The following is a 24,638-nucleotide window of genomic DNA, read 5'->3' on the forward strand; positions in this document are numbered from 1 at the left end:
GTCCGGGATGCCACAATTCCCGACCTATGCCTCTCCCTTATGAACTGCAACTCGGCTGGCGCTATACGCGTGCGGGCCGGGCGACGCGGCGCAACGGTTTCATCTCCTTCATTTCCGGTGTGTCGATGCTCGGCATCGCACTCGGGGTGGCGGCGCTGATCATCGTATTGAGCGTCATGAACGGCTTCCAGAAGGAAGTCACCGACCGCATGCTGGGCGTCATCTCGCACATCGAGATCCTGTCGCGCGACGGCCAGGCGCTGCAGGACATCGATGCCATCGCGGCCGGTGCCCGCAACAACAGGGAAGTGATCGGCGTCGCGCCCTTCATCGCCGCGCAGGCGCTCATCGCGCGTGGCGAAGACATGAAGGGCACGCTGGTGCGCGGCATCGATCCCGCGCTGGAACCGCAGGTCACCGACATTTCGACGACGGCGCAGAAGGGCGCGCTCAACAAGCTGGTGCCGGGCGAGTTCGGAATCGTGCTGGGCGTCGAGCTGGCGCGCTCGCTTTACGTGCGCGAAGGCGACCAGGTCACGCTGATCGCGCCGGGCGGCCAGGTCACACCGGCCGGCGTGGTGCCGCGCCTGAAGCAGTTCACCGTGGTCGGCACTTTCGATTCGGGCCACTACGAGTACGACTCGGCGCTCGCCATGATCCACGAACAGGATGCGCAGCGCGTGTTCCGCCTCGACGGACCGAGCGGCCTGCGCATCAAGCTGAAAGACCTGCACGAAGCGCCGCGCGTGGCCGACGAACTGGCCGCGACGCTGCCGGGCGCGTTCCTCATTCGCGACTGGACCAAGCAGAACAAGACGTGGTTCGCGGCCGTGCAGGTCGAGAAACGCATGATGTTCATCATCCTCACGCTCATCGTCGCGGTGGCGGCCTTCAACCTGGTGTCGACGCTGGTGATGACGGTGACCGACAAGCGCGCCGACATCGCCATCCTGCGCACGCTCGGCGCCAGCCCGAAAAGCATCATGGGCATCTTCGTGGTGCAGGGCGCGATGGTCGGCGTCATCGGCACCGTGCTCGGGCTCGTGCTGGGCCTGGGCATCGCCTACAACATCGACGTGATCGTGCCGGCCATCGAGCATGCGCTGCACACCAGCTTTTTGCCGCAGGACATCTACCTCATCAGCAAGATGCCGAGCGACCCGCAACGCGCCGACATCATGCCGATCGCCATCATTTCACTCGTGCTTTCTTTCGCCGCCACCCTGTATCCGAGCTGGCGCGCCAGCCGCGTGAACCCTGCCGAGGCGCTGCGCTATGAGTGATCAGAAGATCGTGTTTTCGGGCACCACGCAGCCCTACCTTGCGCCGGTGCTCAAGGCGCGCGGCCTGACCAAGCGCTTCCACGAAGGCCGCATCGACCTGACGGTGCTGCACGGCGTCGACCTCGACGTGCGCGCCGGCGAGACGCTGGCGATCGTCGGCGCCTCGGGCTCGGGCAAGAGCACGCTGCTGCACCTCATGGGCGGTCTCGATGCACCCAGCAGCGGCAGCGTCGAACTGCTGGGCAAGGACATCGCGAAGGTCGACGCGGCCGAACAGGGGAGCCTGCGCAATCTGCACCTCGGCTTTGTCTACCAGTTCCATCATTTGCTGCCGGAATTCAGCGCGCAGGACAACGTCGCGATGCCACTCAAGATCCGCCGCGTCGCGCCCGCGCAATCGGCGGAGGCCGCCGCGCGGATGCTTGCGGCCGTGGGCCTGGGCGAGCGAATGCAGCACCGGCCGGCGGAACTCTCCGGCGGCGAACGCCAGCGCGTGGCCATCGCGCGTGCGCTGGTGACGCAACCGGCCTGCGTGCTGGCCGACGAGCCGACCGGCAACCTCGACCGCAGCACGGCCGACGGCGTTTTTGCGTTGATGCTCGATCTCGCGCAGAAGCACGGCACCGCCTTCGTCATGGTCACGCACGACGAGACGCTGGCGGCGCGCTGCGACCGCGTGCTGCGGCTGGTCGCAGGACGCCTCGCCGACTGAACCCGCGAAGACCGCGGCCCGCACGGTGACCTCCCCGACGCTCGCCCCCGGCCTCAAGGGCTATCCGCACACCGCCGCGCCGCTGCGGCTCGAAGATGTCCGGGCCGCCGGCTGGAACGTGCTGGCCGGCGACCTGCCGTTGCCCATCGCGCTGCTCAAGCGCGAAGCGCTCGAACACAACCTGCGGTGGATGCAGGCGCGCGTCGACCAGTGGGGCATCGGCTTCGCGCCACACGGCAAGACGACGATGTCGCCGCAGCTCTTCAAACGCCAGATCGACGCGGGCGCGTGGGGCATCACCTTCGCCAACGTGACGCAGCTGGCGATCGGCGTCGCGGCGGGCGTGAGCCGCGCGCTGATCGCCAACCAGGTGATGTCGGTGGCCGACCTGCGAGGGCTCGCGGCCCTGTTCAAGGCGCACGCCGATCTGCGCGCGCTTTTCCTCGTGGATTCCATCGCCCAGCTCGAACTGATCGAAGCGTGGGCCAAGGCCAACGCGCGAGCACCTGCGTTCGAGGTGCTGATGGAGATCGGCTATGCCGGCGGCCGCACGGGCTGCCGCACGCACGACGAGGCCGTCGCGCTGGCCGAGCGGCTGCGCGCGAGCCGGGCGGTCCGCCTGGTCGGCCTCGAGAGCTACGAAGGCACGACGCAGATCGACGCCGATTCGGTGAGCGCGCTGATGGACCGCGTCGATGCGGTGGCGCGTGCCTGCGTCGAGCGCGGATGCTTCGAGGCCGACGAAGTGATCGTGTCGTCGGGCGGGTCCGCGGTGTTCGACCTGGTCGCGGGTCGGCTGAAGCCCATGCTCGGCAAGCCGGTGCGCGGCCTGCTGCGTTCGGGCTGCTACATCACCCACGACCACGGCTTCTACGAAGGCACGGTCGCCGGCGTCGAGCAGCGGATCGGGTGTCCGGCCGGCGAGAGCTTGCGTGCCGCGCTGGAGGTGTGGGCGCTGGTGCAGTCACGGCCGGAGCCGGGGCTCGCGATCCTCGGCGTCGGCAAGCGCGACATTTCGTTCGACTTGGCGATGCCGGTGCCGATCGCGCGCGCGGCACACGGCAGCCTCGCGCCGAGCGGCGTTCCGGCGGGATGGAAGCTCACCGCGTTGAACGACCAGCACGCGTACCTGCGATGGGACGTGGCCGACGAAGCCCATGCGCCGGTCGTCGGCGACCGCATCGGTCTCGGCGTTTCGCATCCCTGCACCACTTTCGACAAGTGGCACTGGATGCCGATCGTGGAGTCCGACTACCGCATCAGCGACGCGGTGACGCTGCAGTTCTGAGCGCTCAGGCCGCGATCGAGTAGCCGCCGTCGACCGGAATCGCGGTGCCGGTCACGAAATCCGACGCGGCGCTCGCGAGGAACACGGCCGTGCCGGCGAGGTCGTCCGGCTGGCCCCAACGGCCGGCCGGCGCGCGTGCGATCACGCGCTCGTTGAGGCCGGCCACCTGCTCGCGCGCACCGTCGGTCAGCGCGGTCTGGATCCAGCCCGGCAGGATCGCATTCACCTGGATGCCGTCGGCTGCCCACGAGGCCGCAGTTGCCTTGGTCAGTTGCACGATGCCGCCCTTGCTCGCGCCGTAGGCCGGCGCATAGGGCGCACCGAAGATCGACATCATCGAACCGATGTTGATGACCTTGCCGCCGCCGGCAGCCTTCATGAGCGGATGCGCCGCGCGGCTGCACAAGAAGGCGCTGGTGAGGTTGGTGTCCATCACCTGGTTCCACTCGGCGAGCGACAACTGATCCACCGGCTTGCGCACCGTGCTGCCGGCGTTGTTGACGAGAATGTCGAGACGGCCGCAGCGCTCGCGTACCGCGTCGAACAGGGCCTGCACCGAAGCCTCGCTCGTCACGTCGACCGACAGCGCGAACGCGTCGCTGCCCAGCGCCCGGAGCGCGTCGACGGCAGCCGCCGACTTGTCGGCGTTGCGTGCCGCCACCACCACGCGCGCGCCGGCTTGCGCCAGACCCTTCGCCATGCCGAGGCCGATGCCTCCGTTGCCGCCCGTGACGAGCGCGACCTTGCCTGTCAGATCAAACATCCGATGTCTCCGTTGATTGAAAGGAGACAGGCTAAAGGATTCGGTTGAACCAGAAGATCGAGAGCCCCGCGGAGAGCAGTGCGAGCAGCGCGGCGCCGAGCGCGAACAAGGCTGAAATTTCGGTTTCCTTCTTCTCGACCGTGAGCCGCGAACTCAGCGTGTCGTAGACTTTCTTGAGATCGCCCGCCGTGCCGGCGTAGAAGTACTCAGCCTGCGTCTTGTTGGCCACGGCCTTGAGCGTTTCCTCGTCGAGCCGCACGCGCATCGACCAGCCCTCGAAGCCGATCGTTTCGCCGTCGACCGTGCCGATGCCCACCGTGTAAACGCGCACGCCGCGGTCGGCGGCCAACTTGGCCGCGTCGAGCGGGTCGACGCCGGTGGTGCGCTGGCCGTCGGTCAGCATGATGATCGCGGCCGAGGTGTAGGAGCCCGGCGTCACCGGCGGGGGCGCTTGCTTGGGCGCGGGCTTGCCGGCCTGGTCGATCGGCACGCCGCGCTGGCGGCTTTGCGCGCCCATCTTGTCGATGTCGATGCCGGCCTCTGGAAAGAGCGTGGCGAGCGACATCACGATCCCGTTGCCGGTGGCGGTGCCGCGCTGCAACTGGAACGCGTCGATCGCGGTGTAGAGGTCTTCGCGGTTGGTGGTGGGCAACTGCGCAACCTGCGCACTGCCGGCGAAGGCGACGATGCCGACCTTCACGGTGCGCGGCAGGTCTTTCAGAAAGCCCTTGGCCGCCTCCTGCGCCGCGACGATGCGGCTCGGCAGCACGTCGGCGGCGCGCATGCTGCCCGACACGTCCATCGCCAGGATGATGGTTTGCTGGTTCGAGGGCAGCAGCACCACGGCGGTCGGCCGCGCCGCCGCGACCAGCATCGCGATCATCGCCAGCAAGAAGAGCAGCGGCGGAATGTGACGGCGCACGCTCTGGCCAGCGCCCATCGCCTCGCGCACGATCGACAGGCTGGCGTAGCGCAGCGCGAGCTTCTTCTTGCGGCGCATGAGCCACAGGTAAAGCAAAACGAGCAACGGCACACCCAAGAGAAGCCAGAGGAATTGGGGCCAGAGGAAGTTCATGCGAAGGCCTTGATGCTGCCGGCGCCGGCGCGTACCTTGCGTTTGCGCAAGTCGGCGAAGCGCACGATGGCTTCGACGAGATCGTCGTCGGTGGAAAGTTCGAGCGCATCGACGCCGGCCCGCGCCAGTGCGTCGCGCAAGGTGGTTTCTCGCTCGGCGGCGATGCGCGCAAAGCGCTTGCGAAAGCCCGCGTCGTGCGTGTCTACCCAGAGCTGCTCGCCGGTTTCGGCATCGCGCAGCGGCACGAGGCCGAGATCGGGCAGCTCGAGCTCGAGCGGATCGAACAGCCGCACGGCGATCACCTCATGGCGTTGCGCGAGCTGGCCGAGCGGCTTTTCCCAACCCGGCTCGCTGAGGAAGTCGGACACCACGAACACCGTGGCGCGGCGCGGCATCAGCGTGGCGGCGGACTTCAGCAACTCGTCGAGCCGCGTCATGCCTTTTTGCAGCGGCAGCGCTTCGGCGCGGCGTTCCATGGAATGCAGCAGGTGCAGCACATGGCGACGTCCGCTGCGCGGCGGAATGACGGCTTCCAGATCGTTGCCGTAGACCAGTGCACCGACGCGGTTGCCATGCCGCGTGAGCAGGCGGGCCAGCACGCCGACAAAACCGGCAGAGATCTCGCGCTTGGCGCGCAGGCCCGAGCCGAAATCGACCGAGCGGCTCAGATCGAGCACGAACCAGGCGGCCATCTCGCGGTCTTCGGTGAACACGCGCACGTGCGGCGCTTGCAGCCGCGCTGTCACGTTCCAGTCGATATGGCGCACGTCGTCGTGCAGCTGGTATTCACGCAGGTCGGCCAGGTCGAGGCCGGTGCCGCGCATCAACGTGCGGTAGTCGCCCTGCAGCAGCCCGTCGAGCCGGCGGATCACCGTCCATTCGAGCCGGCGCAGCGCGCGTTCGGCGCCCATCGCGGGCGCGGCGTCGTTGGCCGCCGCCGGTGCAGCGGCCGCCGCCTCGGGCGTCGGCGTTTTACGCCACCAGCTTTTCATGGCTCTTGTCGGGGAACACCGCAGAACCGGCTTTGCCGGGCTGCTGGTGTTGCCCCCTTGAGGGGGAGGCGGCTACACGAAGTGAGCCGCATCGGGGGTGGGCCATATTCACGCCACCAGCTTTTCATGTTCGAGCGGCTTCGGTGGTGCAGGCACGGCCCGCATGATCTTGTCGATGACGCTGTCGGGCGTGAGCCCTTCCGAGAGGCCTTCGTACGAGAGCGTGACGCGATGGCGCAGCACGTCGGGCACCAGCGCGGTCATGTCTTCGGGCAAGGCGTAGGTGCGGCCGCGCAGCAGCGCGAGAGCGCGCGCCCCTTCGGTCAGGTTGATGCTGGCGCGTGGGCTGGCACCGAAGGTGATGAAGCGACGCAGGTCTTTCAGGCCGTGCTTTTCGGGGTTGCGCGTGGCCGACACCAGCTTGACCGCGTACTGGATGAGCGACGGGTCGACGTACACGCGCCGTGCCTCCGCCTGCAGCGTGGCGAGCTGGTCGGTGGTGGCGACCGCGCTCACTTCGACCGGCGGGCCGATCACGCGCTGGACGATCACGAACTCTTCCTCGTCGGTCGGGTAGTCGACCAGCACCTTCATCATGAAACGGTCGACCTGCGCCTCTGGCAGCGGATAGGTGCCTTCGGTTTCGATCGGGTTCTGAGTCGCCATCACAAGAAAGGGGCGCGGCACCTTGTGCGTCTCGCCGGCGATCGTCACTTGCCGTTCCTGCATCACTTCGAGCAGCGCGCTCTGCACCTTGGCAGGCGCACGGTTGATTTCGTCGGCCAGCAGCAGATTGGCGAACACCGGCCCGAGCGAGGTGCTGAAGTCACCCGTCTTCTGGTTGTAGATGCGCGTGCCGACCAAGTCGGCCGGCACCAGGTCGGGCGTGAACTGGATGCGCTTGAAGCGGCCCTGCACCGTGTCGGCCAGCGTCTTGATCGTCAGCGTTTTGGCCAGGCCGGGAACGCCCTCGACCAGCAAGTGGCCGCCGGCGAGCATCGCGACCATCACGCGTTCCAGGAAGCGGTCTTGCCCAACGACGACGCGCTTGACCTGATACAGGATCTGCTCCATCAGCTCGGCGGTGGCGGGGGAGGGCGAGAACGTCGGGTGGTCGGTGCTCATGCGGGGTGATTCCTCGTAGCGTGTCAGAACGGGGGCATGCCGGCCGCAGCCGCTGCGTTTTCGATGGGCACCGCGAAGCCGATGCCGATGAAGGTGCGCTGCTGCGTCGGGTTCAGGATCGCGGTGACGATGCCCAGCACCTCACCGTCCATGTTGACGAGCGGCCCGCCCGAATTGCCCGGGTTGGCCGCCGCATCGAACTGGATCAGGTTGCCCAGTTCCTGCTTGCCCTCGGGCGAGCGAAAGGAGCGCTTGAGGCCCGACACGACGCCGGCCGACACCGACGGGCCGATGCCGAAAGGAAAGCCGACCACCGCCACCTGGTCGCCCGACTGCAGGTCGCCGGTGGAGCGCATCGTGGCGGCCACGAGGTCGTCAGGGATCTTCTGCGCCTGCAGCACCGCGAGGTCGTTCTCGGGCTGCACGCTGACGATGGTCGCAGTGGATTCGAGGCCGTCGTAGAAGGTGATCTTGATCTTGTCGGCGCCGGCCACGACGTGCAGGTTGGTGAGGATCACGCCCTTGTCGACGATCACCACGCCGGTGCCGACACCGCGTTCGTTGTCGTCTTCGGGCTTGGTCTCGGTCGGCTTGCCCTTGGCGAGGTTGCGTCCGCGCTTTTCGGTCTTGGCTTCCGGGGTCGCCTTCTCGGGGCCGTAGCTCACCACCCGCACGACCGACGGCCGGATGACGTCGGCGGCCCTGGCGGCGGGGGAGGGCAGGCTGGCGGTCTGCAGCGTGCGCAGCACGGCCGCGTCGATGTCTTTCTGGGTGAGCGAATGCAGGCCCTGGCGCGGCCAGTAGAAGGCCCCGCCCGCCGCCATGGCCATGCAGAGCAGCAGCAACGTCGCGAAAGTCCAGCGCCCGGGTTGCCAGCGTGATGCCTTCGGCGCGCGTGCCGTGGCGGGGTCGGCCGGAGCAGCCTGCGACGCTTCGTCCGCGGCGGGCGGCGACGACGTTCGGGGCGAGCGGCTGTATTGGGCAGGCCTGCGCATCGAGACACCTCCGGGCAAGGATGACGCGTTCAGAAAGCGTGAATGAAGTTACGGTAGCACGCTTTGTGCCGCCATGCATTCGTTCGGGCATCATCGCCGGATGTCCCATTTTGTCGACACCCATTGCCATCTGGACGCACCCGAATTCGGCGACGAATCGGCCGTTGTCCGGGCGCGTGCGGGCGCCAGCGGCGTCGCTTTGTGCGTGATCCCGGCGGTTGCGGTGGCGAACTTCGTGGCAGTGCGCGCGCTCGCGCACCGGCAGGGCGACGCCTACGGACTCGGCATCCATCCGCTGTGCACCGGCGAGGCACAGGACGACGATCTGGCACGCCTCGATGCGGCGCTCGCTGCGCATCGCGCTGACCCGCGCCTCGTCGCCGTCGGCGAGATCGGGCTCGACTATTTTGTCGAAGGCCTGGACGACGAGCGGCAACAGCACTTCTTTCACACCCAGTTGCAACTGGCGCGCAAGCACGACCTGCCGGTGGTCATTCATGTGCGGCGTTCGGTCGACAAGGTGCTCAAGCACTTGCGGCAGGTCGGCGGCGGCAAGCGTTGGCATGGCATTGCGCATGCCTTCAACGGCAGCGAGCAACAAGCACATGCATGCATCGCGCAGGGTTTGAAGCTGGGTTTTGGCGGGGCCGTCACCTTCGAGCGGGCGTTGCAGCTGCGACGCCTGGCGGCCACGCTGCCGATCGAGGCGCTCGTGTTGGAAACCGATTCGCCGGACATCCAGCCGCACTGGCTGTATCGCACGCGGGAGCAGCGCGCAGCGGGCGAGCCTCAAGGACGCAACGAGCCCGCCGAACTGCCGCGCATTGCACACGTGATCGCAGCGCTGCGCGGCATCGGCGTGGACGCGCTGGCTGAAGCGACCACCCGCAACGCGATCGACGCGCTGCCGCGTCTCGCGGGACTGCTTGCGCTGTCGGCGCAGGCGCCGGACGTCGCGTAGGCGGAATGCCCGACCTGAAGCCGCGTGCCCAGACAGCGCGCTTTTGCTGTCATCCTTTCTCGTCGTTGGATCGTTAGTCCTTCAGTGGCAATCGGTCACTCCAACTCCAACACTTCCAAAGGAGCTCTCATGAAAAAATCTTTTGTCCGCACCGTGCCCGCCGTCCTCGCATTGGCACTGGCGTCCATCGGCCTGTCGGCCACCGCGCAAACCCCGCCGCCGCCGCCAGCACCCGCTCCAGCCATGGCCGCACCGGCACCCACAGTGACCGAACGCGCCAAGGAGACCGGTAAGGAAGCAGTCGATGCCACCAAGAGCGGCACGAAGAAGGCCTATAACGCGACCAAGCGCACCGCCAAGAAGGCCACCAACGCCACCAAGCGCGCGGCCAAGAAGACGGGCAATGTCGTCGAGAACGCAGGCCACAAGACGGCCGACGGCATGCGCAGCGCCGGCGCCAAGATCGGCGAAAAGGTGCCGGGCACTGCCGAGTACGAAGCCGCCAAGAAGCCCTGAACTTTTGCCTTTAACGGCAATGGACCGAAAACCCGCCTCGGCGGGTTTTTTGTTGTTCCAGAATCGACGCATGGTGTTCACTCCGTCGCCTTCCACCTTGCAGGGTCTCGCGCCCCTCGTTTCTGCCGACACCACGGTCCTGATCCTCGGAAGCTTTCCGGGCGGGCGCTCGCTCCTGCAGCAGCAGTACTATGCTCACCCCCAAAACCAATTCTGGAAGATCCTGCAAGCCATCTGGCCCGACAAGCCGTTGCCGGCAGGGCCGAACAGCTATGCGGCTCGCAGCCAGTGGTTGCTGGATCGCGGCCTCGGCGTGTGGGACGTATACGCCGCGTGCGAGCGCGAAGGCAGCCTCGACACGGCCATTCGCAACGCCGTCGTGAACGACATCGCGGGGTTGCATTTGCCCGAGCTCGCAGCCATCGCGCACAACGGCGGCGAAAGTTTCAAGCACGCGCGGCACACCCGGAATTTGGGCGTGCCGGTTTATCGGCTACCGTCCACCAGCCCGGCCAACGCGTCGTGGAGCTTCGAACGCAAGCTCGCCACGTGGCAAGAGGTCATGACCACACACAAGCTTGCCTGATGGCCACCAAGACACCGTCTCTTCCCGAAGTCAATTTCTCCGATTGGGGCGACATCCGCTACCTCCACCTCGGCACCGAATGGGTCCAGGGCTCGATGAAGCTCGATGCGCCATTCGAGATCGAACTCGAATACGTGCAGCGCATGATGGCCTGGCTGCTCTTCGTCGAGCCATCGAGCGTGATGAGCCGCCATGCGATGCAGCTCGGCCTGGGCGCCGCGACGCTCACCAAGTTCTCCCGCAAGACGCTGCGCATGCGGACCACGGCGATCGAGCTGAACCCGCAGGTGGTTGTGGCTTGTCGCGGCTGGTTCAAGCTGCCAGCCGACGATGCGAAGCTGGAGGTCGTCATTGCCGATGCCGCGCTCGAAATTCGCAAGCCGAGATGGCACGGCACCGTCGACGCATTGCAGGTCGACCTGTACGACCACGAGGCGGCCGCGCCGGTGCTCGACAGCGAATCCTTCTACGCCGACTGCCGCGCACTGCTGACCGAAGACGGCTGCATGACGGTCAACCTGTTCGGCCGCTCGTCGAGCTACGAGCGCAGCCTGGAGAAGATCGGCGCCGCGTTCGGTGCCGATGCGGTGTGGGCTTTCAAGCCGACCCGCGAAGGCAACACGGTCGTGCTCGCCCAGCGCACGCCGAGCGCGCCGAAACGCGCCGTGCTTGCCGACCGCGCCCAAACCATCCAGACTCGCTGGAGCCTGCCTGCGCCCAAGTGGCTGCGGGTCTTCAAACCGCACGCCTGATCCATGAGCGCCACGCCCCGTTCCCCTCCCCCGGCCGCCCACGCGGCATCGACCCCGGTCCGCCACGAAGGTCCGCTCGAACTGCGCCGCCTGATCGAGTGGCTGGCGCACGACCAGGTGATTTCACCGGAGGAAGCGCGCCGCACCATGGCGCGTTGTGCCCAGGTCGAAAGTCGGCAGCCACCGCTGGTGCGTCTTGCGAACGTCGCGATGTCGCGCGAGAAGGACGGCAAGCCGCTCGACCTCGAAATGCTCACCCAGTGGCTGGCCGGACGCAGCGGACTGGCGTACTTGCGCATCGATCCGTTGAAGGTCGATGTGGGCAAAGTGGCCGAGACGATGAGCGCCGCGTACGCCGAGCGGCACAAGGTGCTTCCGGTACAGGTGACGCCGACCGAAGTGGTGGTCGCCACCGCCGAGCCGTTCCTCACCGACTGGATCGGCGAGGTGGAGCGCCAGTCGCGCCGCGCGGTGCGGCGCGTGGTCGCCAATCCGGGCGACATCCAGCGCTACACGGCAGAATTCTTCGCGCTGGCCAAATCGGTGAAGGCGGCGCAGAAGGCAGGCGGCAACGCCGGCGGCGCGAGCTTCGAGCAACTGGTCGAACTCGGCAAGAGCAACCGCACGCTCGACGCCAACGACCAGAGCGTGGTGCAGGTGGTCGACTGGCTCTGGCAGTACGCTTTCGACCAGCGCGCCAGCGACATTCATCTGGAGCCGCGCCGGGAGCAGGGCGTGATCCGTTTTCGCATCGACGGCGTGCTGCATCCCGCCTACCAGATGCCGATGGGCGTGATGAACGCGATGGTCGCGCGCATCAAGCTGCTGGGGCGCATGGACGTGGTCGAAAAACGGCGTCCGCTCGACGGCCGCATCAAGACGCGCAACGCGCGCGGCGACGAGGTCGAAATGCGGCTGTCGACCCTGCCCACTGCCTTCGGCGAGAAGATGGTCATGCGGATCTTCGATCCCGACACCGCGGTGAAAGACCTCGATGCGCTGGGTTTCGCGCAGCACGATGCGCAGCGTTGGGAAAAGCTCGTCACCCGCCCGCACGGCATCATCCTGGTGACCGGCCCGACCGGCTCCGGCAAGACCACCACGCTCTACTCGACGCTCAAGCGGGTCGCCACTGAAGAGGTGAACGTGAGCACGGTGGAAGACCCGATCGAAATGATCGAGCCGTCGTTCAACCAGACGCAGGTGCAACCCCAGCTCGACTTCGGCTTCACCGAAGGTCTGCGTGCGTTGATGCGGCAGGACCCGGACATCATCATGGTCGGCGAAATCCGCGACCTGGCGACCGCCGAGATGGCGGTGCAGGCCGCGCTCACCGGCCACCTGGTGTTCAGCACGCTGCACACCAACGACGCGCCGAGCGCGGTCACCCGCATGATGGAACTTGGCGTGCCGTCGTACCTCATCAACGCGGTGATGCTGGGTGTGCTCGCGCAGCGGCTGGTGCGCACGCTGTGCAAGCAGTGCAAGGAGCCCGACGAATCGGTCACGCGCGAAAAGCTCGCCGAGTTCGTGAAGCCCTGGCAGATCACCGGCTCGGTCACGGCCTACAAGCCGGTGGGTTGCGTCGATTGCCGCATGACCGGCTACATGGGCCGCATGGGTCTTTATGAATTGCTCAGCATCAGCGAGGCGTTCAAGGCGCAGGTCAACAAGGAGCCGAACCTCGGCGCCCTGAAGCGGCAGGCCGTGGTCGACGGCATGCGCCCGTTGCGCCTGGCGGGCGCTCTGCGTGTCGCCGAGGGGCTGACCACCATCGACGAAGTCCTGAGCGCCACCCCGCCGTTGGACTAGGTGGGCCTTCCACCAGAAATGCCGCGGAACCGGCTTCGCCGGGCCGCTGGCGTTGCCCCCTGAAAGGGGGTTGGCGGAGCGACACGAAGGGCGCGAAGAATGGGGGTTATCCCTAAACCTCCGCTAGGTGGAATCCACATCGCCCTGACCGCTGGCTGACCACACAATCGCTCGTCGAATTTTTTTCGAGGAGACCGTTTGTGAGAATCAAAAGTCAAAGAGACTTCTTTTCAGGGGTGATGTTCACCGTCGTCGGCATCGCCTTCGCGTGGGGCGCCAGCACGTACAACGTCGGCAATGGCGCCCGCATGGGCCCCGGCTACTTTCCGCTGATGCTCGGCATCGTGATGGCCCTGATCGGACTGGGCATCATGTTCTCGGGCCTGACGGTCGAGACCGAAGACGGCGAGCCGATCGGCAAGTGGGCCTGGAAGCAGATTTTTTTCATCATCGGCGCCAATCTGGCATTCGGCATCCTGCTCGGCGGTCTGCCCAGCTTTGGCGTGCCGGCCATGGGCATGATCGTCGGCATCTATGCGCTGGTCATCATCTCCAGCCTGGCGGGCAGCGAGTTCAACCTGCCCAAGGTGTTGGTTCTCGCGACGGTACTGGCTGCCGGCAGCTACGTTGCATTCATCTGGGCGCTCAAGCTCCAGATTCAGGTCTGGCCGACCTTCATCACGGGTTGAGGACACGACCATGGATCTGATTGCCAATCTCTCGCTCGGCTTCGGCGTTGCGTTCACCTTCACCAACCTGCTGTACTGCCTGCTCGGCTGCGTGCTCGGCACCCTGATCGGTGTGTTGCCGGGCATCGGCCCGGTCGCGACCATCGCGATGCTGCTGCCTGCCACCTACGCGCTGCCGCCCGTGTCGGCACTGATCATGCTGGCCGGCATTTACTACGGCGCGCAGTACGGCGGCTCGACCACCGCCATTCTGGTCAACCTGCCGGGCGAATCGTCCTCGGTGGTGACCGTGATCGACGGCTACCAAATGGCGCGCAAGGGCCGCGCCGGACCCGCACTCGCGGCCGCCGGCATCGGCTCTTTCTTTGCCGGCTGCGTCGGCACGTTGATCCTCGCTGCGTTCGCGCCCCCGCTCACCGAACTGGCCTTCAAGTTCGGCCCGGCCGAGTATTTTTCGCTGATGATTCTCGGCCTGATCGGCGCCGTGGTGCTGGCGTCGGGTTCGCTGCTCAAGGCCATTGCCATGATCGTGCTCGGCCTGCTGCTCGGCCTGGTCGGCACCGACGTGAACTCCGGCGTGGCGCGCTTCAGCTTCGACGTGCCTGAACTGACCGACGGCATCGGCTTCGTCGCCATTGCCATGGGTGTGTTCGGCTACGGCGAAATCATCGCCAACCTGTCGCGTCCGGAGGACGAGCGCGAAGTGTTCACCGCCAAGGTGTCCGGCCTGTTCCCGACCAAGGAAGACTTCAAGCGCATGGTGCCCGCCATCCTGCGTGGCACGGCGCTCGGCGCATCGCTGGGCATCCTGCCAGGTGGCGGCGCGTTGCTGGCAGCTTTCGCGGCCTACACGATGGAAAAGAAGACCAAGCTGCAGCCGGGCGAAGTGCCTTTCGGCAAGGGCAACATCCGCGGCGTGGCTGCGCCCGAGGCAGCCAACAACGCCGGCGCGCAGACCTCGTTCATCCCGCTGCTGACGCTGGGCATTCCGCCCAACGCCGTGATGGCGCTGATGGTCGGCGCCATGACCATCCACAACATCCAGCCGGGCCCGCAGGTCATGACCAGCAACCCCGAACTGTTCTGGGGCTTGATCGCGTCGATGTGGATTGGCAATGCGATGCTGGTGATCCTGAACCTGCCGCTGATCGGCATCTGGATCAAGCTGCTGTCGGTGCCCTACAAGTACCTGTTTCCGGCGATCGTGCTGTTCTGTGCCATCGGTGTGTACTCGACCAACAACAACACCTGGGACATCTGGATGGTGGGTGGTTTCGGTTTCGTGGGCTACCTGTTCTTCAAGCTCGGATGCGAACCGGCGCCTTTGCTGCTCGGCTTCATCCTCGGCCCGATGATGGAAGAAAACCTGCGACGGGCGTTGCTGCTGTCGCGGGGCGACTGGAGCGTGTTCGTCACGCGGCCAATCTCGGCGACGTTGCTCGGCGCGGCAGCATTGCTGCTCATCATCGTGCTGCTACCGGCGGTCAAGTCGAAACGCGAAGAAGCCTTCGTCGAAGAGTAATCGGCACGCGCTGGCACAGCGCCTGCATTCAGCGGCACCTCCGGGTGCCGCTTTGCTTTGCGGGGCTGGCACGTGAATCCATCGGAACCGTCAGAATCGAATCCATGAAACGCATCGACCTTCTTCGCGCCCTGCTGTGCGCGGCCTGCACCGCCGTGGCCCCGGCGGCATTTGCGCAGGGCTATCCGACCAAGCCGATCCGCCTCGTCGTGCCGTTTCCGGCGGGCGGCGCCACCGATCTTTTCGCGCGCACCCTCTCGCAGAAGATGGGCGAGAAACTCGGCACCACGCTGGTGGTCGACAACAAGCCCGGTGCCGGCGGCGCGATCGGCTCCGACCTCGCGGCCAAGGCCGTGCCCGACGGCTACACGCTGCTCCTGGCCACCACGAGCACGCACTCGGTCGGCCCGGCGATCACGCCGAAATTGCCGTACGACACGGTGCGCGACTTCACGCCGATCGCGCACGTCGGTGACGCGCCGAGCATCATGCTGGTGCCCAACACCGCCCCGGCGAAGACGGTGGCCGAGTGGATCGCCTATGCGAAGGCAAATCCCGGCAAGCTGAACTATGCGTCGAGCGGCAACGGCACCATCGTGCAGCTCACCGCCGAGCTCTTCAAGTCGCAGGCGGGCGTGTTCGTGCTGCACATTCCGTACAAGGGCACCGCGCTCGCGATCCCTGACCTCATCAGCGGCAAGGTCGACGTGATGTTCGATTCACTGCCGACTGGCATGCCGCATGTGCGCGACGGCCGGCTGCGCGCGTTGGGCGTCACCTCGCTCAAGCGCAGCCCGCTCGCGCCCGATCTGCCGGCCATCGCCGAAACGTTGCCGGGCTTCGAATCGAACACCTGGTTCGGTCTCTACGGACCGAAAGCACTGCCGCCCGAACTGGTTGCTCGCATCAATACCGCGGCCAACCAGGCGCTGGCCGATCCGGACGTGCGCGACAAGCTCGCGCGCCTCGGGATCGAGCCGACCGCCAGCACGCCGCAGCAACTCGCCACACTCGTCGCCGCCGATGCGGCCAAGTGGAAAAAGATCATCACCGAACGCAAGATCACGACGGAATGAAGCCATGAAATTCAACTACACCAACCCCTACACCTCGACCCGTACGCCGGTGTTCGCACGCAACGTCGTGTCGACCTCGCACCCGCTCGCCGCGCAGGCCGGCTTGCGCATCCTCCAGCAGGGTGGCAACGCGGTAGACGCCGCCGTGGCAACCGCCGCGGTGATGACGCTCGTCGAGCCGGTCAGCAACGGCCTGGGCAGCGATGCGTTCTGCATCCTGTGGGACGGCCAGAAGCTGCATGGGCTCAACGGCTCCGGCTGCGCGCCCGCCGCGTGGACGCCCGAGTATTTCAAGCGCAAGTACGGCGGCGATGCGCGCACCCCGCCGCAGCGCGGGATGGATTCGGTCACCGTGCCCGGCGCCGTGGGCAGCTGGGTCGCGATGTCGGAGCGTTTCGGCAAGCTGCCGTTCGCCGACCTCATGGCACCGGCCATCGAGACCGCCGAGCGCGGCTACCTGATCCCGCCCGTGGTGCAGGGGAAATGGGCGGCCGCGACGCCGCTGCTCGCCTCGCAACCCGGCTTTGCGCAGGGCTTCATGCCGTGGGGTCGCGCGCCTGAAGTCGGCGAGCTGTTCCGCTTCGCGGCGGCTGCGCGGGCGCTCAAGGCGATCGCCGCCACGCGCGGCGAAGCGTTCTACCGCGGCGAAATCGCCGAGGCACTCGAGAAGTTTTCGACCGCCAACGGCGGCAGCCTGAAGGCAAGCGATCTCGCGGCCTGGAAGCCCGAATGGGTCGAGCCCATCTCGCGCGACTACCGCGGCTACACGCTGCACGAGATCCCGCCGAACGGGCAGGGCATCGCCGCGCTGATTGCGCTCGGCATCCTGGAGAAGTTCGACATCGCGTCGCTGCCGGTCGATTCGGTCGAGTCGCAGCATCTGCAGATCGAGGCCATGAAGCTCGCCTTCGCCGACGTGTACCACCATGTGGCCGAGTCATCGTCGATGGCGTTGACGCACCTGCAAATGCTCGACGACAGCTACCTCGCATCGCGTGCCAGACTCATCGACGTGAAGAAAGCACAGGACTTCCAGGTCGGCAACCCGGTCAAGGGCGGCACCATCTACCTCACCGCCGCGGACGAGAGCGGGATGATGGTGAGCTTCATCCAGAGCAACTACATGGGCTTCGGTTCGGGGTGCGTCGAGCCCGAGTTCGGCATCAGTCTGCAGAACCGCGGCCATGGCTTCAGCCTCGATGCGGCAAGCGCCAATGTGGTCGCGCCGGGCAAGCGGCCGTTCCACACCATCATTCCCGCCTTCCTCACCAAGGACGGTGCCCCGGTCATGAGCTTCGGCGTGATGGGCGGCAACATGCAGCCGCAAGGCCACATGCAAACGCTGGTGCGCATGATCGACTACGGCCAGAACCCGCAGGCCGCGTGCGATGCGCCGCGCTGGCGTTTCAACGCCGGCCTGGAGATCAATGTCGAGCCCGGAATGAAGCCAGCGACCATCGAAGGCCTCGCCGCGCTGGGCCATCAGATGGACGTCATCAACGACGCCTACCAGGACTTCGGCGCCGGCCAGTTCATCTGGAAGATGGGCGATCCGGCCGTCGAAGGCTACGTCGCCGCCAGTGACGCGCGCCGCGATGGCGTGGCCGCGGGCTTTTAAGGAAGCAGTGCGCGCCACGTCCGTCCTGCCCGCGCCAACCGCTGCCAAAAGCATCGCGCCCGGCCTGATCCTCGCCACCCTCGGCGCGATCGCGTTCAGCGGCAAGGCGATCATCGTCAAGCTGGCCTACCGCCACGGCGTCGATGCGGTCACGTTGATCATGCTGCGCATGCTGTTCGCGCTGCCGCTGTTCGCCGTGATGGCGTGGTGGGCGGGCCGCGGCAAGCCCGCGCTCACCACGCGCGACTGGATCGGTGTCTTCGGGCTCGGCTTCTCCGGCTACTACCTCGCGAGCTTTCTCGATTTCGCCGGGCTGGCGTACATCAGCGCGAGTTTCGAGCGCCTCATCCTGTACCTGAATCCCACACTGGTGCTGTTGTTCGGCTGGCTGCTGTACCGGCGTCGCGCGTCGCGCCGGCAGATCATCGGCATGGTGATCAGCTACGCGGGTGTGCTGCTGGTGTTCGGTCACGAGATCTTCGGCGGCACCACCGCGGGACGCAGCGGCGGTTCTGCGGCCTGGGGTGCACTGCTGTGCTTCCTGAGTGCGGTGAGCTATGCCGGCTACCTGGTCTACAGCGGCGAGTTCGTGAAAAAGCTCGGCTCGCTGCGCCTCGTCGGCCTCGCGACCAGCGTGGCGTGCGTGCTGTGCATCGCGCAGTTCGTGGTGTTGCGGCCGATGAGCGCCGCGGTCGAGGTGGCGCCTGAAGTCATCTGGCTGTCGGTGTTGAACGCGACACTGTGCACCGCGGTGCCCGTGCTCATGGTCATGATGGCGATCGAGCGCATCGGCGCCGCGGTCGCCGCGCAAACCGGCATGGTCGGGCCGCTGTCGACCATCCTCATGGGCGTCGTCATCCTCGGCGAGCCTTTCACCGCCTGGATCGCGGCCGGTACGGCACTGGTGATCGCCGGCATTTTTGTGTTTACCCGTCAAGGGCGTTAAGGAGACAACATGGACTTCGGAATCAAAGGCAAGACCGCACTGGTCTGCGGCGCGAGCAAGGGCCTGGGCTACGGCTCGGCACTGGCGCTGGTGCAAGAGGGCGTCAACGTCGTTATCGTGGCGCGCGGTGCCGAGGCGCTCGAAGCCGCGGCGGCCAGGCTGACCGCAGCGCGCGCAGGCGGCACGGACGCCACGGCGCCTTTCGTCAAATACGTCGCGGCCGACATCACGACGCCCGAAGGCCGCGCCGCGGCGTTCGCGATGCACAAGGACTACGACATCGTCGTCACCAACGCCGGCGGCCCGCCGCCCGGCGATTTCCGCGACTGGGACCGCGATGCGTGGATCAAGGCCGTCGACGCCAACATGCTCACGCCGATCGAGCTGATCAAGGCCACGGTCGACGGCATGGCGGCGCGCGGGTTCGGGCGCATCGTCAACATCACATCGAGCTCGGTGAAGTCGCCGATCGATATTCTGGGTCTGTCGAACGGCGCGCGCAGCGGGCTGACGGGTTTCGTGGCCGGCGTGGCGCGCAGCGGTCTGGCGGCCAAGGGCGTGACGATCAACAACCTGCTGCCCGGCGCGTTCGACACCGACCGCTTGAAGGGCACGCTGGCCAGCACGGCCTCCAAGACCGGCCAGGACGTCGACGCGATCCGCACCGCGCGGCAGAAGTCGATTCCGGCCGGGCGCTTCGGCAACCCGGAAGAGTTCGGTGCGATCTGCGCGTTCCTGTGCAGCGTCCAGGCGGGCTACATGAACGGCCAGAACGTGCTGGCCGACGGCGGCGCGTATCCGGGCACGTATTGAGCCACCGTGGCACCATGCCCGTCTTTCTTTGGAGCACACCACGATGAAGAGCCAAGCCGTCCGCATCGATCGCCCCGGCGGTCCTGAAGAACTCAAGATCGTCGAGGTCGATGTCGGGGAACCCGGCCCCGGCGAGATCCGCATCCGCCACAAGGCGGTGGGCCTCAATTTCATCGACACCTACCAGCGCAGCGGTCTCTATCCGTTCGCGATGCCGCTGCAGCTCGGCATGGAAGCCTCCGGCATCGTGGAAGCGGTGGGCGAGGGCGTCACGCACCTGAAGGCCGGCGACCGCGCCGCGTATGCCAGCGCGCCGCCGGGTGCCTACAGCGAGCTGCGGGTGATGCCCGCCAAGTGCGTGTGCAAGCTGCCCGATGCCATCTCCTTCGAGACCGGCGCCGCCATGATGCTCAAGGGCCTCACGGTGCAGTACCTGCTCAAGAAAACGCTGCCAGCCGAAGGCCTGCACAAGGGCGACGCCATCCTCTTTCACGCGGCCGCAGGTGGCGTGGGCCTCATCGCCTGTCAGTGGGCCAAGGCGCTCGGACTGGAACTCATCGGCACCGCAGGCACCGATGCCAAATGCAGGATGGCGCTGGACCATGGCGCCGCACACGCGATCAACTACAGCACCGAGAACTTCGCTGCGCGCGTCAAGGAAATCACCGGCGGCAAGGGCGTGAAGGTGGTGTACGACTCGGTCGGCAAGGACACCTTCGAAGGCTCGATCGACTGCTTGCGCCCCTTCGGACTGCTTGCGGTTTTCGGCAATGGGTCCGGGCCGGTGCCGCCGGTCAATCTCGGCTTGCTGGCGTCGAAAGGTTCGCTCTACGTGACGCGGCCGACGCTGTTCACCCACATCGCCACGCGCGAGTCGACGCAGGCGGCCGCGGACGATCTGTTCGCCTTGGTGACGAGCGGTGCGGTGAAGATCCCGATCGACCAGCGCTATGCCTTGGCGGACGTGCAACAGGCGCACCGCGATCTCGAGGCGCGCAAGACAACGGGTTGCACCATTCTCACGCTCTGAGGTTTCCGTCCTACCCGTCGCGCTTCCTCTTCTTGATAGCGTCGAGTGCATGGAAACCGTCAGAACCTTCATCGTCGAGGACAACCCTACGATCCGCGAAAACCTCGCGGGAACGCTGCGCGAGGTGGCCCGGGTCGAGCCGGTGGGTCAGGCGGAATCCGAGGCCCAGGGACTGGCGTGGCTGCTGCGCAATCCGACGCAGTGGGACTTGCTGATCGTCGACCTGTTCCTGAAGGAAGGCAGCGGCATGCGGGTGCTCGAAGCCTGCAAGGACCGGTTGCCCAGCCAGAAGATCGTGGTGCTGAGCAACCACACCACGGAACTGGTGCGCCAGCGCTGCGCCGAACTCGGCGCCGATGCGGTGTTCGACAAGGCAACCGAGATCGAAGACCTCATCGACTACTGCCTGCGTCGCCGCCAGGAAAAGCTCAACGTGCACTAGCCGCGACGGTCTCACGCACCAGCGCCCACACGCGTTCGGCGACGGGCGACAAGGCGCGATTGCGCCGGCGGATCAACATGATGTTGCGCTGCACACGCGGCAGCAGTGGTCGCGCAGCCAGGGCGCCGAGGCCTGCCGCCGGCAACGCCAGTGCCGGCATCACGCTGATGCCGATGCCCGCCTCGACCATGCGAAACACCGTCGTCGGGTGGCCCAGCTCCTGCCGCACATCGCACACCGCGCCATGCTGCGCGAGCGCGTCATCGATCAGGCGACGGCTGCCCGAGGCGTGATCGAGCAGCACCAGCGGCAAGCCGTCCAGCGCCGACCAGCGCACGTTTTTCTTTTGCGCGAGCGCGTGGTTTTCCGGCGTCACCAGAACGAACGGATCGCTGAGGATGGTTTCGAACGTCAGGTCTTCGGTGGACGACGGTTCGATGACCAGGCCGAAGTCGACTGCGCCGTTGCGCACGCTGTCCAGCACGTCCTGCTGGATGCGGTCGAGCAGCATGAAGCGGATGCTTGGCGCCTGCACGGCGCAGGCCGCGATGCAGGCCGGCATGAGGTTGGCCGACAGCGTGGGACTGCTCGCCACGCGCACCTTGCCGCCGTGGGCATCGGCCAGGCCGGCGACGTCGTGCAGCGCCTGGTCGAGTTCGTCGAGCACCCGGTCGAGCCGCGCTGCCAACGACTGGCCCGCCACCGTCAGCGTGACCTCGCGCGTGGTGCGGTCGAGCAGCCGCAGGCCGAGTTGCGCCTCGAGCTCGCCGATGGCGCGGCTCACGGCCGGTTGCGTGAGGCCGATCTCGTCGCCGGCGCGGCTGAAGTTGCGGCCCGCTGCCACCGAGCGGAAAACGCGGAGCTGGCGCAAGGTGATATTCATGCTGGGAAATCATATATCCATCAAATAAATCCATTTCTCTTTTGAATCGGGTGGCGGTCCAATCGGTGCCATGGCCCGTCCCAAATTCCTCCCCGACCACTTCACCTTCGCGCTGCTCGCGACCGTCACGCTCGCCAGCCTGCTGCCGGCCAACGGTACCGCCGGGCATTTCTTCGAAGGCTTGACGACCGTGGCGATTGGCCTGCTGTTTTTCATGCATGGCGCCAAGCTGTCGCGCGAGGCCGTCCTGGCGGGCGTCACGCACTGGCGCCTGCACCTGCTGGTGTTCGGCTGCACCTTCGCGATGTTTCCGCTGCTGGGGCTGGCGCTCAAGCCCGTGCTGTCGCCGCTCGTGACGCCTGAGCTCTACACCGGCGTGCTGTTCCTTTGCGTGTTGCCCGCCACGGTGCAGTCGGCCATCGCCTTCACCTCGATGGCGCGGGGCAACATCCCCGCCGCCGTGTGCAGCGCATCGGCTTCGACGCTGCTCGGCGTGTTCGTCACGCCGCTGCTGGTAAACCTGCTCGTCGTGAAAGGCGGGACCAGCGGATCGTTCGATGCGATCGGGCGCATCCTGCTGCAGTTGATGCTGCCCTTCGTGGTCGGCCACCTGATGCGGCCCGTGATCGGCCAGTGGATCAAGCAGCGCGCGGGCGTGCTCAAGTTCGTCGACCAGGGCTCGATCCTGCTGGTCGTCTACACCGCCTTCAGCGCGGCCGTCATCGAGGGACTGTGGAAGCAGGTGCCGATGTCGGCGCTGTTGGGCCTGCTGCTCGTTTGCGGCGTGCTGCTGGCGCTCGCCCTGGTTTTGAGCACCGTGCTCGCGCGAAAGCTCGGCTTCGACAAGGAGGACGAGATCACCATCGTGTTCTGCGGCTCGAAGAAGAGCCTGGCCAGCGGCATCCCGATGGCGAAGGTGCTGTTCGCCTCGCACGCGGTGGGCGCCATCGTGCTGCCGCTGATGCTGTTTCATCAGATCCAGCTGATGGTGTGCGCGGTGCTCGCGCAGCGTTATGCGCGCCGGTTGGTGGTGACCCGCCCGGAGACGCCCGCCCCGGCGTCGACCACGACGACGGGCTAGGCGTCGAGCTCGCCCAGGCGCGATGCGCGCAGCCGGCTCGGTGCCAGCGCGCCGGCGGAGTCGAGGATCGGGTAGGCGATCGAGCAGATGTGCGAATTGATGCGCTTCAGGTCGCTGATCAGGTCGATGTGCAGCGAGCTGGTTTCGATGCTCAGCGCGGTCTGGTCGGACAGTCGAACCAGGTGGGTCGCCGCGTAGGCGCGTTCGAGGTCGCGGAAACGCTCCTTCTCCTGCAGCAGCTTTTGCGCATCGCGCACGTTGCCGTTCAGGAACACGCTCATGCCCAGCCGCAGGTTGGCCACCAGCCGCTCGTGGAGTTCGACGATTTCGGCCATGCCGGCTTCCGAGAAATTGCGCTGCGGCTTGATCTTCTTGTCCTCGATGTCGATGATCACCCGCTCGATGATGTCGCCGATCTGCTCCATGTTGATGGTGAAGCTGATGATGTCGGTCCAGCGCTGACTCTCTTCCTCGCCGAGGGCCTCGCGCGAGATCTTCGTCATGTAGTACTTGATCGCGGAGTAGAGCTGGTCGACCGTGTCGTCGAGCTTGCGCAGCTCCTGCGCGAGTCGCAGGTCGTTGTGGCGGATCACGTTGAGCATGCCGATGAGCATGGTCTCGACGATGTCGGCTTGGTGCAGTGCCTCGCGCGCCGCGTTCGAAATGGCGAGCGACGGCGTCGAGATGGCCGACGGGTCGAGATGGTGTGGGCGCTGCGTGCCGGTGTTCTCGACCGGCATCGGCATGAGGCGCGACACGATCCTGGCGACCCAGCCGGTGAAGCCGATGAAGCCGATGCTCACGAACACATTGAAGGCCAGGTGGTACAGCACCACGAGCTGCGTCGCGTCCGACACATAGTGCCGCGCCTCGCGCAGGTAGAGGCCGACGAAGGGCGCGGCGATGGCGACGCCCGCCAGCTTGAAGGCGAGGTTGCCGACGGTCACCTGGCGCACCGGGACCGAGGACTTCGCGGTGGTCAGCACCGCCAGCAAGCCGCTTCCCAGGTTGGCGCCCAGCACGAGCCCCAGCGCCACGTCGAGCGGCACCACGTTGGAACTGGCCATCGCCGCCACCAGCAGCACCACCGCCAGGCTCGAATAGGCCACCACCGCGAATACCGCGCCGATGGTGATCTCGAGCAGCACGTCGCTGTTGAGCGAAGCGAGCAGGGCGCGCACCACGGGCGACGTGAAGAGCGGCCCGGTCGCCTCGACCACCAGTTGCAAAGCCAGCAACATCAGCCCGAGCCCGATCAGCACCCGCCCGATGCGGCCGGCGGCGGTGGCCGAGCGCGTGATGAAGAGCACCACGCCGACGAAGATGAAGAGCGGCGACAACCACGAGAGGTCGGTCGAGAACAGCACCGACATGAGCGCAGTGCCGACATCGGCGCCCCGCATCACGGCCAGCGCGGCCGGCAAAGTGACCAGGCCGGCCCCCACGAAAGACGAGGTCATCAGCGAGGTGGCGGTGCTCGACTGCACCAGCGCCGTCACGCCGATGCCCGAAAGTGCTGCGGTGAACCGGTTGCGCATGCTGCGCACGAGGATCTTGCGCAGGTTGGCGCCGAAGACGCGCAGCACGCCGGTGCGAACGAGATGGGTTCCCCACACCAGCAACGCGACGGCTGCCAGCAGGTTGAGTAAATGCTTCATGGAAGCCGGGGACTATACGC

General features: G+C 66.5%; 24 protein-coding genes. 17 read left to right on the forward strand and 7 right to left on the reverse strand.

Annotated elements, in window-relative coordinates; translation table 11 throughout:
* Positions 1-26: 26 nt before the first annotated feature.
* The 3 genes from AX767_RS14420 to AX767_RS14430 are packed head-to-tail and all read left to right on the forward strand — an operon-like array spanning position 27 to position 3,283.
* The gene (locus tag AX767_RS14420) at positions 27-1,283 is read left to right on the forward strand and encodes a lipoprotein-releasing ABC transporter permease subunit (protein ID WP_068631967.1); all 1,257 of its coding nucleotides are present in this window, start codon (positions 27-29) and stop codon (positions 1,281-1,283) included.
* On the forward strand, positions 1,276-1,995 hold the full coding sequence (gene lolD / locus AX767_RS14425) for a lipoprotein-releasing ABC transporter ATP-binding protein LolD (RefSeq protein WP_068631968.1): 720 nt from the start codon (positions 1,276-1,278) through the stop codon (positions 1,993-1,995). Before AX767_RS14420 ends, lolD begins: the two co-directional genes overlap by 8 nt.
* 25 nt (positions 1,996-2,020) lie before the next feature.
* Positions 2,021-3,283, forward strand: a complete 1,263-nt coding sequence (locus AX767_RS14430) for an alanine racemase (protein ID WP_068631969.1) — start codon at positions 2,021-2,023, stop codon at positions 3,281-3,283.
* A 4-nt stretch (positions 3,284-3,287) separates the two neighbouring features.
* Here the strand turns inward: AX767_RS14430 and AX767_RS14435 are convergent, their stop codons facing one another.
* The 5 genes from AX767_RS14435 to AX767_RS14455 form a co-directional block, all read right to left on the reverse strand.
* Positions 3,288-4,046, reverse strand: coding sequence for an SDR family NAD(P)-dependent oxidoreductase (locus AX767_RS14435; protein ID WP_068631970.1), 759 nt, complete (start codon positions 4,044-4,046; stop codon positions 3,288-3,290).
* A gap of 31 nt (positions 4,047-4,077) precedes the next feature.
* Positions 4,078-5,121, reverse strand: a complete 1,044-nt coding sequence (locus AX767_RS14440) for a VWA domain-containing protein (RefSeq protein ID WP_068631971.1) — start codon at positions 5,119-5,121, stop codon at positions 4,078-4,080.
* Positions 5,118-6,113 carry a DUF58 domain-containing protein gene (locus AX767_RS14445; RefSeq protein ID WP_068631972.1) on the reverse strand — a complete coding sequence of 332 codons (996 nt, stop codon included), beginning with the start codon at positions 6,111-6,113 and terminating at the stop codon, positions 5,118-5,120. The genes AX767_RS14440 and AX767_RS14445 overlap by 4 nt, the downstream gene beginning before the upstream one ends.
* A 108-nt stretch (positions 6,114-6,221) precedes the next feature.
* Complete coding sequence (locus AX767_RS14450) at positions 6,222-7,238, reverse strand: AAA family ATPase (protein WP_068631973.1); 1,017 nt, start codon at positions 7,236-7,238, stop codon at positions 6,222-6,224.
* A 23-nt stretch (positions 7,239-7,261) separates the two neighbouring features.
* Positions 7,262-8,233, reverse strand: a complete 972-nt coding sequence (locus AX767_RS14455) for a S1C family serine protease (RefSeq protein ID WP_068631974.1) — start codon at positions 8,231-8,233, stop codon at positions 7,262-7,264.
* Positions 8,234-8,333: 100 nt separating this feature from the next.
* Here AX767_RS14455 and AX767_RS14460 point away from each other — a divergent pair, with 100 nt between their 5' ends.
* The 13 genes from AX767_RS14460 (at position 8,334) to AX767_RS14520 (ending at position 20,996) form a co-directional block, all read left to right on the forward strand.
* The gene (locus AX767_RS14460; RefSeq protein WP_068631975.1) at positions 8,334-9,194 is read left to right on the forward strand and encodes a TatD family hydrolase; all 861 of its coding nucleotides are present in this window, start codon (positions 8,334-8,336) and stop codon (positions 9,192-9,194) included.
* A gap of 129 nt (positions 9,195-9,323) precedes the next feature.
* A complete protein-coding gene (locus tag AX767_RS14465; protein ID WP_068631976.1) occupies positions 9,324-9,710 on the forward strand; it encodes a hypothetical protein in 387 nt (128 codons plus the stop codon).
* Positions 9,711-9,780: 70 nt separating this feature from the next.
* A complete protein-coding gene (locus tag AX767_RS14470; protein ID WP_068633731.1) occupies positions 9,781-10,296 on the forward strand; it encodes a DNA-deoxyinosine glycosylase in 516 nt (171 codons plus the stop codon).
* Complete coding sequence (locus AX767_RS14475; protein WP_068631977.1) at positions 10,296-11,048, forward strand: spermidine synthase; 753 nt, start codon at positions 10,296-10,298, stop codon at positions 11,046-11,048. The genes AX767_RS14470 and AX767_RS14475 overlap by 1 nt, the downstream gene beginning before the upstream one ends.
* A 3-nt stretch (positions 11,049-11,051) precedes the next feature.
* Positions 11,052-12,860 carry a GspE/PulE family protein gene (locus tag AX767_RS14480; RefSeq protein ID WP_068631978.1) on the forward strand — a complete coding sequence of 603 codons (1,809 nt, stop codon included), beginning with the start codon at positions 11,052-11,054 and terminating at the stop codon, positions 12,858-12,860.
* Between the two features lie 200 nt (positions 12,861-13,060).
* Positions 13,061-13,549 carry a tripartite tricarboxylate transporter TctB family protein gene (locus tag AX767_RS14485; protein ID WP_068631979.1) on the forward strand — a complete coding sequence of 163 codons (489 nt, stop codon included), beginning with the start codon at positions 13,061-13,063 and terminating at the stop codon, positions 13,547-13,549.
* 10 nt (positions 13,550-13,559) lie between these two features.
* Positions 13,560-15,071 (forward strand): tripartite tricarboxylate transporter permease, encoded by a 1,512-nt coding sequence (locus AX767_RS14490; RefSeq protein WP_068631980.1) that lies wholly within the window; start codon positions 13,560-13,562, stop codon positions 15,069-15,071.
* 104 nt (positions 15,072-15,175) lie between these two features.
* Positions 15,176-16,147, forward strand: a complete 972-nt coding sequence (locus AX767_RS14495) for a tripartite tricarboxylate transporter substrate binding protein (protein ID WP_068631981.1) — start codon at positions 15,176-15,178, stop codon at positions 16,145-16,147.
* Positions 16,148-16,151: 4 nt separating this feature from the next.
* Positions 16,152-17,765, forward strand: a complete 1,614-nt coding sequence (locus tag AX767_RS14500) for a gamma-glutamyltransferase family protein (RefSeq protein WP_068631982.1) — start codon at positions 16,152-16,154, stop codon at positions 17,763-17,765.
* Positions 17,743-18,711 carry a DMT family transporter gene (locus AX767_RS14505; RefSeq protein WP_068633733.1) on the forward strand — a complete coding sequence of 323 codons (969 nt, stop codon included), beginning with the start codon at positions 17,743-17,745 and terminating at the stop codon, positions 18,709-18,711. Before AX767_RS14500 ends, AX767_RS14505 begins: the two co-directional genes overlap by 23 nt.
* Before the next feature lie 9 nt (positions 18,712-18,720).
* A complete protein-coding gene (locus AX767_RS14510; RefSeq protein WP_068631983.1) occupies positions 18,721-19,524 on the forward strand; it encodes an SDR family oxidoreductase in 804 nt (267 codons plus the stop codon).
* Between the two features lie 43 nt (positions 19,525-19,567).
* On the forward strand, positions 19,568-20,554 hold the full coding sequence (locus AX767_RS14515) for a quinone oxidoreductase family protein (protein WP_068631984.1): 987 nt from the start codon (positions 19,568-19,570) through the stop codon (positions 20,552-20,554).
* Between the two features lie 49 nt (positions 20,555-20,603).
* On the forward strand, positions 20,604-20,996 hold the full coding sequence (locus AX767_RS14520; protein WP_068631985.1) for a response regulator: 393 nt from the start codon (positions 20,604-20,606) through the stop codon (positions 20,994-20,996).
* On the opposite strand, the gene AX767_RS14525 is transcribed toward AX767_RS14520, so the two are convergent.
* Positions 20,983-21,879 carry a LysR family transcriptional regulator gene (locus AX767_RS14525; RefSeq protein WP_068631986.1) on the reverse strand — a complete coding sequence of 299 codons (897 nt, stop codon included), beginning with the start codon at positions 21,877-21,879 and terminating at the stop codon, positions 20,983-20,985. The two genes, AX767_RS14520 and AX767_RS14525, sit on opposite strands and share 14 nt — an antisense overlap.
* Positions 21,880-21,949: 70 nt before the next feature.
* Here AX767_RS14525 and AX767_RS14530 point away from each other — a divergent pair, with 70 nt between their 5' ends.
* Positions 21,950-22,960 carry a bile acid:sodium symporter family protein gene (locus AX767_RS14530; RefSeq protein ID WP_068631987.1) on the forward strand — a complete coding sequence of 337 codons (1,011 nt, stop codon included), beginning with the start codon at positions 21,950-21,952 and terminating at the stop codon, positions 22,958-22,960.
* On the opposite strand, the gene AX767_RS14535 is transcribed toward AX767_RS14530, so the two are convergent.
* Complete coding sequence (locus AX767_RS14535) at positions 22,957-24,618, reverse strand: Na/Pi cotransporter family protein (RefSeq protein WP_068631988.1); 1,662 nt, start codon at positions 24,616-24,618, stop codon at positions 22,957-22,959. The two genes, AX767_RS14530 and AX767_RS14535, sit on opposite strands and share 4 nt — an antisense overlap.
* Positions 24,619-24,638 lie beyond the last annotated feature (20 nt).

This window comes from Variovorax sp. PAMC 28711, assembly GCF_001577265.1.
Lineage (GTDB): Bacteria > Pseudomonadota > Gammaproteobacteria > Burkholderiales > Burkholderiaceae_C > Variovorax.

Bases quoted from the DNA above. Each gene is read 5' to 3' on its own strand.
- AX767_RS14465 (WP_068631976.1), top strand. From the start codon at position 9,324: ATGAAAAAATCTTTTGTCCGCACCGTGCCCGCCGTCCTCGCATTGGCA.
- AX767_RS14455 (WP_068631974.1), bottom strand. From the start codon at position 8,233: ATGCGCAGGCCTGCCCAATACAGCCGCTCGCCCCGAACGTCGTCGCCG.
- AX767_RS14420 (WP_068631967.1), top strand. From the start codon at position 27: ATGCCTCTCCCTTATGAACTGCAACTCGGCTGGCGCTATACGCGTGCG.
- AX767_RS14445 (WP_068631972.1), bottom strand. From the start codon at position 6,113: ATGAAAAGCTGGTGGCGTAAAACGCCGACGCCCGAGGCGGCGGCCGCT.
- AX767_RS14525 (WP_068631986.1), bottom strand. From the start codon at position 21,879: ATGAATATCACCTTGCGCCAGCTCCGCGTTTTCCGCTCGGTGGCAGCG.
- AX767_RS14470 (WP_068633731.1), top strand. From the start codon at position 9,781: ATGGTGTTCACTCCGTCGCCTTCCACCTTGCAGGGTCTCGCGCCCCTC.
- AX767_RS14500 (WP_068631982.1), top strand. From the start codon at position 16,152: ATGAAATTCAACTACACCAACCCCTACACCTCGACCCGTACGCCGGTG.
- AX767_RS14515 (WP_068631984.1), top strand. From the start codon at position 19,568: ATGAAGAGCCAAGCCGTCCGCATCGATCGCCCCGGCGGTCCTGAAGAA.
- AX767_RS14480 (WP_068631978.1), top strand. From the start codon at position 11,052: ATGAGCGCCACGCCCCGTTCCCCTCCCCCGGCCGCCCACGCGGCATCG.
- AX767_RS14450 (WP_068631973.1), bottom strand. From the start codon at position 7,238: ATGAGCACCGACCACCCGACGTTCTCGCCCTCCCCCGCCACCGCCGAG.
- AX767_RS14530 (WP_068631987.1), top strand. From the start codon at position 21,950: ATGGCCCGTCCCAAATTCCTCCCCGACCACTTCACCTTCGCGCTGCTC.
- AX767_RS14440 (WP_068631971.1), bottom strand. From the start codon at position 5,121: ATGAACTTCCTCTGGCCCCAATTCCTCTGGCTTCTCTTGGGTGTGCCG.
- AX767_RS14505 (WP_068633733.1), top strand. From the start codon at position 17,743: ATGGCGTGGCCGCGGGCTTTTAAGGAAGCAGTGCGCGCCACGTCCGTC.
- AX767_RS14490 (WP_068631980.1), top strand. From the start codon at position 13,560: ATGGATCTGATTGCCAATCTCTCGCTCGGCTTCGGCGTTGCGTTCACC.
- AX767_RS14495 (WP_068631981.1), top strand. From the start codon at position 15,176: ATGAAACGCATCGACCTTCTTCGCGCCCTGCTGTGCGCGGCCTGCACC.
- lolD (WP_068631968.1), top strand. From the start codon at position 1,276: ATGAGTGATCAGAAGATCGTGTTTTCGGGCACCACGCAGCCCTACCTT.
- AX767_RS14520 (WP_068631985.1), top strand. From the start codon at position 20,604: ATGGAAACCGTCAGAACCTTCATCGTCGAGGACAACCCTACGATCCGC.
- AX767_RS14460 (WP_068631975.1), top strand. From the start codon at position 8,334: ATGTCCCATTTTGTCGACACCCATTGCCATCTGGACGCACCCGAATTC.
- AX767_RS14475 (WP_068631977.1), top strand. From the start codon at position 10,296: ATGGCCACCAAGACACCGTCTCTTCCCGAAGTCAATTTCTCCGATTGG.
- AX767_RS14435 (WP_068631970.1), bottom strand. From the start codon at position 4,046: ATGTTTGATCTGACAGGCAAGGTCGCGCTCGTCACGGGCGGCAACGGA.
- AX767_RS14535 (WP_068631988.1), bottom strand. From the start codon at position 24,618: ATGAAGCATTTACTCAACCTGCTGGCAGCCGTCGCGTTGCTGGTGTGG.
- AX767_RS14510 (WP_068631983.1), top strand. From the start codon at position 18,721: ATGGACTTCGGAATCAAAGGCAAGACCGCACTGGTCTGCGGCGCGAGC.